2 protein-coding genes are annotated in these 7,331 nt (G+C 41.5%); one reads left to right on the top strand and one right to left on the bottom strand.

What is annotated here, in order from left to right:
• The first annotated feature begins 540 nt into the window (after nt 1-540).
• Complete coding sequence (locus D0T50_RS03945; protein ID WP_163222179.1) at nt 541-4,944, top strand: hybrid sensor histidine kinase/response regulator transcription factor; 4,404 nt, start codon at nt 541-543, stop codon at nt 4,942-4,944.
• Here the strand turns inward: D0T50_RS03945 and D0T50_RS03940 are convergent.
• Nucleotides 4,895-7,300 (bottom strand): Plug and carboxypeptidase regulatory-like domain-containing protein, encoded by a 2,406-nt coding sequence (locus D0T50_RS03940; RefSeq protein WP_163222177.1) that lies wholly within the window; start codon nt 7,298-7,300, stop codon nt 4,895-4,897. The genes D0T50_RS03945 and D0T50_RS03940 overlap by 50 nt on opposite strands.
• Nucleotides 7,301-7,331 lie beyond the last annotated feature (31 nt).

Here is a 7,331-nt window from a genome sequence, read left to right as displayed (position 1 = left end):
TTTATCAACATGTCAAGCAAACAACCAAGCCCTCTGGCAAAGCGGGTGCAAAGATAGAGACTTTTAAATTCAAAACAAGAGAAATCAAACTTTATTTTTTAAGAAAAAAAGAAGAAAGAAACTAAAGAGCTGAAAAAGAAAGAGATAAAGGGGAAAATATTTTTATCAGGGAAATGTTAAAAACGCGTTTCCGGAGAGTACTTAACCCTATGTGTGTGTATAGGTGGTGGGTGGGGCACCACCCTATATTACACACACAACTCGCATATGGGTTTAAAAAACATGTTTTTATCAGTTGGTAAGGAAAGGGAAGGCAGTGAGAATGGGAGAAAAAAGCAGTGAGAATGAAGGGAGAAGTCAGTGAGAATGAAGGGAGAAGGCAGTGAGAATGGGCGAAGAAGGCAGTGAGAATTTGGGGGTTAGGGGTTAATTTGGCTCTAAAAGAAATTGAGAAGTTTTGGTCAGAAAAGAAGATGCTTCTTATGTAATCTCCTCTTTTTTTCGTATTTTTGCATAATAATCTGATACATAATTAGACATATGAAGAACATACTACTCTTAATCCTATTATGTTTGTCTGTCCTGACTAAAGCACAGCCTGCGCATACATTTATTCAATATACAGCTTCCGACGGTTTCGACCGTGATATGGTAAACTGCATCCTACAAGATCGCAAAGGATTCCTTTGGCTTGCCACATGGGATGGCATTATTCGTTTCGATGGGAGTGCGTTCCGCACATACAAAAGTAGCGATGAAGTATCGGGATCGTTTATCAGCAACCGCATTAGTTCCATAACCGAAGATAAATATGGATGTATCTGGGCACTGGGATACGACAAAAAAGTATCGCGCCTTCATCCACTTACAGAACAGTTCATAGCTCTTGCCGAAAAAGACTATTTAGCCAAGAGTCTTTATGTTTTGCCCAGCGGTCGTACCTGGATTGCTTCCGAAAACATGGGCATCCTATTGATTACTACCAATCCGGAAAATCTTGCCTTGCAAATCCATAAATTTCAAGAAAACGAGCTGCCCTCTTCACTTAAAGTAAACCAAATATACGCTGATAGTGATGGAAATGACTGGATTTTGACAGATACCGGACTCTTCAAATATTCGCCCGATGGCTCTATTACCACCCCCTTCAAGGTATCACAGGTATTTTCGGATATGAGTGAAACCGAGAACCATATCTATTTTGCATCGGGAAACGGACAACTTTGGCGTTACAATAAAGGCATAGACCAATATGAAATAATAAAGCTACCCACCTCTTCGCCTCTTAGCGTAGTACGCGCGCTTCCTACAGGCGATTTATTCTGTGGTACAAGTGCAGATGGATTCTTTATCACTTCCTCCGAAGGCATTCCTAAGCAACATTACAACACCGACAAAGGTGTGATGCGCGACAACCAAATAAAAGGAGTACACATAGATAGCAAAGGAGGGCTGTGGATACAGCAAAAAACTAAAGGAGTAACTTACTACGACCCACAAGCCCAAAAGCTACACTATTTTATTGTCAGCGACAAACGAGGCACAAATATTATTGATGGACGCCAGCGACAGTTTGTGCTTGAAGACAAATATGGGCACATTTTTGTACACCCTTCGGGAGGTGGTTTTGCTTACTTTGACAGTCATGAGAAAGCACTGATACCTGTTTACAACAAATCTATTATGGAGGGATGGAGCCAGTCCGACTACATCATGTATGTTTACATGGATACGCAAGACAACATCTGGCTAAGTTCGCAAGTCAATGGATTGGAGAAAGTTACCTTCAAGAGCGAGCAATTCAAGTTATACTCTCCACAAGAGTGGATGCCCGAACAAATTAATAGCCGTGCCGCATTCATAGATAAAGAAGAACGTCTGTGGATAGGGTGCGTACACCAAGGAATTGCCATATATAATAAGAAACATCATTTCTTGGGATACCTTCAGGAAGACGGAACAATCTCCAAAAACAATAATACACTGCGCGTGGTGCCTTGTGGTATGGCACAAGATAAAGATGGAACCATTTGGATAGGGATAAAAAAACATGGACTTATAGCTGCTCATCCGGGTGGTAGTCCCAATACTTTTCGTCTGACACGATACCAAACAAACAGCGAGGATATTTATAGCCTCAGCGACAACGATGTATACCATGTGCATAAGGACAGCCAGGATCGACTGTGGTTTGCCACACTCAACGGAGGCATAAATTATCTGCAACGCCAGTCAGATGGTACATGTCGCTTTATCAACTACCGCAATGAACTGAAAAATTATCCTGCACAAGGTTATTTGCGCACCAAACATATTACATCCGATCAACAAGGATACTTATGGCTTGCTACCTCCAACGGGCTCATACAGTTTCCCGAAAAGTTTGAGCACCCTTCGCTGCTCAAATTCAACCTCATTCAATACACCCCCAACGATTCGCTGAGCCTCAGCAATAACGAAATACAATACATTACCCCTACCCGGCAAGGCGAACTCTTTGTAGCAACCTTTGGTGGAGGATTAAACAAACTGCTTACAATAGATAATGGAAAAGCACGCTTCAAGACATACACCAAAGAGGAAGGCTTACTCTCTAATATTCTTATGACTATGGGTGAAGACGGCGATGGTAACCTCTGGATATCTACTATGGAAGGATTATGCAAATTCAACCCTACAACAGAAGAGATAGAGAACTATACCAGTAAGGAGTTCCCCGAGCCCATCAGGTTTAACGAAGGTGCCGGTTGTTATTCGGCAGCCAGTGGCGCACTCTTTTTCAATACCCAACAGGGACTACTATGGTTTCAACCCGAAATGGTACATAAGTCTGTTTACGAACCTTCGATCGTTTTTACCCAGCTGCAACTTGCCGATCAGGTTGTGTTGCCCGGCGACGAATCTGATGTTTTAAATGTAACTATTGACGACACCAAACAACTTGTACTAACTCACAAGCAAAAGTCATTTAGCATCCGTTTTGCTGCACTTGACCTGAGTGACTCCTATCGTATTTCGTATACGTATAGGCTACAGGGGTTTGAAAAGCAGTGGAATCAAGCTGGGAAAAACAATGTTGCCAATTATACCAACATACCCAAAGGTGATTATGTATTGGAAGTTCGCTCCACCAATAGTGATGGTGTGTGGACAGACGGTGTGCGTAGGCTCCCTATCCGCATACTACCCTCTTTCTGGGAAACGCCATGGGCATATTTTCTTTACTTGATTATATTTATTATTGTAGTACTGGGTATTGTTTATGTACTGTTTACTTTCTTCCGGTTGCGACACGAAGTAGATATGGAAAAGAAACTCTCCGAGCTAAAGCTGAAGTTCTTTACCAACATCTCGCACGAATTGCGCACACCGCTCACACTTATCTCCGCTCCGGTAAAAAACATTTTGGAACATCACACACTACAACCTGGCATACAACATCAGCTGCGATTAGTAGACCGCAACATCAGTCGCATGACTTATCTCGTTAATCAAATTCTGGACTTCCGCAAGATAGAAAACCGGAAGATGAAAATGCGTGTACAATCATTGGAGTTAGTTTCGTTCCTTCGCCATGTGATGGGGTACTTCGAATCATTGGCAGAAGAGTCGCAAATAACATTCGAGTTGGAAACCACCAATACCCCCATTACCGTATGGGCAGATATTGATAAATTAGAGAAAATATTCTTTAACTTGCTGGCCAATGCGTTTAAATATACTCCACAAGGCAGAGAAATCAAAGTGATTATAACAGAAGAGAATTTGGACATTATTGTCCGCGTGTGCGATCAAGGCATTGGTATCTCCAAAGATAAACAGAAACATTTATTTGAACGCTTTGAAACGGCAGAAGCTGCCAATCCGTTCAACCAAGCAAGTACGGGTATAGGGCTCTCGCTAGCAAAAGAATTGGTAGAAATGCATCGTGGAACAATCTCTCTCGAAAGTGAGTCCGACAAAGGTAGTACTTTCATCATCGCATTAAAGAAAGGGAAAAAGCACTTTGATGAAAAAACGATCTTTGTGGAGGTAGAAGAAACATCTATCTACACATATAATACCGATATTGCCAGTCTCTTAACATCGCAAAAAGAGAACGACTCCATTACGAATCAACACAAAGAAGAAACATCCGAAACTGCAGAGGAGAAAAAAACGATTCTTATAGTAGAAGACAATCAAGAATTACGAAGCTTTCTACACACTTTTTTTGCCACCGATTTCCATGTTATTGAAGCCGGCAATGGTATGGAAGGAATGAATCAGGCATCAGAACAAATACCAGATATCATTATCAGTGATGTGATGATGCCCGAGAAAGATGGTATTGAAATGTTGCGCGAGCTCAGACAAAATGCCAACACCAGCCACATTCCTGTAGTTCTGCTTACTTCAAAAACTGCTGTCGAAAATCAAATAGAAGGAATAGAACTCGGTGCAGATGATTACATAACCAAACCTTTTAATGCTGATTATCTCAAAGTTCGCATACAGAACATCTTAGAGCAGCGCAAAAAGCTACAACAATACTATTGTAACTCGACACTAACTCAAGAGTTACCTATAGATTCTATTACTTCCACCGTTACCTCCAACACACAAATGTTTATGAATCGCCTCATCAAGTCGCTCAATAAACACTTGAGTAATGGTAACCTGAAGATAGAAGATTTGTCGCAAGAGGTAGGTATGAGTCGCACGATCTTTGCTAAAAAGATACGTAGCCTTACCGGACTATCTCCGGTAGAATATCTCAAAGAGACACGCTTAAAACATGCCGCAGAACTTATTAGAACCAGCGACCTGAACATGTCGCAAATAGCTTTTCAGGTAGGGTTTAATGATTCGCACTATTTCAGCAAATGTTTTAAAATACAGTATGGAGTATCGCCTACCGAGTACCGCGAAGCACACTCCCATCTGCAGCCACCCCTTCAATGATAATATGCTGAGGTGCTTTCCGGTCGGGCGTGTAGTATTCAATAATAGCTTTACCCTCTGTATCTAGCGTCAATGCCGGATTCCAGTAAATGGTTGTACGTAGATCCGGTTTGGGATTGTTTTTCTTCTCAGGTGTATCATATACGGGATGGTAGAATTCGGTGTAAGTACTGTATCCTAATGGCATAATCCAAAGAGCTCCTTTCGGTTTCATCCGACTTTGTTGATTTATTCCGCGCTTCAATTCAAAGAGAATAGCACCGTAGGAACCTTGTGCACCAAACATATTGGTAGCTTGCACATTGGTCAGCAGATTTACCTGTTCTATGTCGTTGAGATAAAAATCATCCAGCACACTAACTCCATCTTCTTGATCGTAGATAATATTGTCAACCACCAAGATTGGTTTATTCTGCCGATAGAGAATTGTGTTTTCATCCCTTTCTATACCCGGAATACGAAGTAACAAATCGTATATATCCACATAACCAGCGTCGGCAATATCATCTTCAGTAATAACTTCTTTGGACATGCTGTCGTAGAAACTGTTTTCGTTTTGTTTCTTTCGTTTACCGGTTATGGTTACTTCGTGTAGATGATATACCTGTTCGCCACCATCGGCAAAGTACGATTTACGTGTATTTATCAGGAAATCTGATTTCACTTGAGGAAGTATGTTGGGAAACGGCTCTTTATTATAAGGTGGAGCAAATGCCAAGGAATCTACCGTAACCTCAAGGTTTCCTCCCCCTCGTGCCGTGCGTGCCTGTACAAAAAGACGTGTTTTTTCGGGAAAGTTGATATCTGCAATCACAAATTCACCGTTCTCGTTGGTCATAGCTGTTTGATGAATAAGTCCCTTTAAGGAAAATGCGCTGACAGGAGCATTTTTAGCTTTTCCTGTTAACCCACGTACACGCCCGCTAATACTTTGACTCACTTCGATATAGTGTTCCATATTAAGTTGTGGCTTTCCGGTCAACTTATCCATAGTAAATCTACGCCAACCGTGTGTAAGCATCAACAAATCAAGATGTCTGTCTTTAATCTTACGGTCGCCGAAGAAATAATATCCCGGATTCTCTATATATCCTTTGAGGTCGGAGGTCAGTAACAGGTTGGACTGAATATGATTGCAAAGTGAATCTACAGGTATTAGCCCGGCATCGGTTATACTTACCGAGAATGTTCCGTCAATAGGCTCTCCTGTGTTTCTTTTGGCTTCAATGGTCACTGTTACTTTTTCCCTTTGCCCGTACTCCTCTTTATCGGGTGTGATGCTCCAAACAGATTGTGGAGCCCATGAAAAGAACAATCGCTCACTAACCGCTACCCCCTCCTCGTTTATAAGTAAAAAATGACTAATTCCGTCGTCGAAGAAATCTGTTGGTAGTATTCCTTTAAGGGACTCGGATGTAATGGTACGAAACAGTTTGACAGCACCACGTGTATGAACAACCAAAGACAAGCCTTCAGGAAAATCTGTGGCCGGTGTGTGTTGTACAGTATAGAGTATACCTTGCCGGGTACGTGCTACAGATATCCCTACTCCCACTTTTTTTACTTCAGGTAATGCAACTTGTTTTCGCACCCCGCTCACTGTAAACAAATCGGCATAATAGACTTCATTGGCAGATGGCAACAAACTAAAAACGCCCATTCCGTCATGTTCTGTTCTTAGGTAAGCTACGGTATCTCCCCGATCTGTATAAACCCGCCCTTGTAGCTCCTTCGACAATCCATCAAAACCTTGAACTTTAAATGCTACCTGTTGTGGAACGCCATCCAGCAACTCGCCGCCTTCCGGAAAGAAAGTCACGGCATAATCATCTGCTAAGCAAGATAGAAAGGAGTCTCCCTCTTTCTCCTTATACTCCAATATAGCTTGTTTATTTACATCTATGGAATTCACCACCTGTATATTGCGCGAATAGATAAACTCTGGTCCGGCGTTAAGCATCCAATTGGAGTAACCACGTAAGGTATAATATCCTTCGGGTATATTAGCCGCAAGAGGAATAGAGCCGATAAATCCATCACCCTCTCGCCTTATTTTCTTCCGCAACAGCACCTTGTTATCACGATTAGTCAATTCTACTATAATGTAGTTGCTGGTAGTAACACTACTATGCGTGATGGCATCTTGCAAATATCCTTTAAACCAAATGTTCTCTCCGGCAGCATAAAAAGATTTATCAATGTGTAGATAGAGTTTCTCTTGCGGCGCACTTTCCAATAATTTGAAATAATGGAGAACGGAATTTTTAAGCGTTTGCGAAAAAGCCAGTGAAGGCAGTGTAATTATAATAACCGTGATTAAGAAAAATCGTTTAAATACAGTAGTGTTATTTGCCATGACGTTATTCTAAATTTGAGTTGTTCGTTGG

The sequence above is a fragment of the Bacteroides sp. 214 genome (assembly GCF_010501015.1).
Classification (GTDB): domain Bacteria; phylum Bacteroidota; class Bacteroidia; order Bacteroidales; family Bacteroidaceae; genus Bacteroides.
This window is presented reverse-complemented; position numbering and strand designations above follow the sequence as displayed.

What these genes read in the sequence shown, in the direction of transcription:
- D0T50_RS03945 (WP_163222179.1), top strand. Translation starts at nt 541, where the DNA reads ATGAAGAACATACTACTCTTAATCCTATTATGTTTGTCTGTCCTGACT.
- D0T50_RS03940 (WP_163222177.1), bottom strand. Translation starts at nt 7,300, where the DNA reads ATGGCAAATAACACTACTGTATTTAAACGATTTTTCTTAATCACGGTT.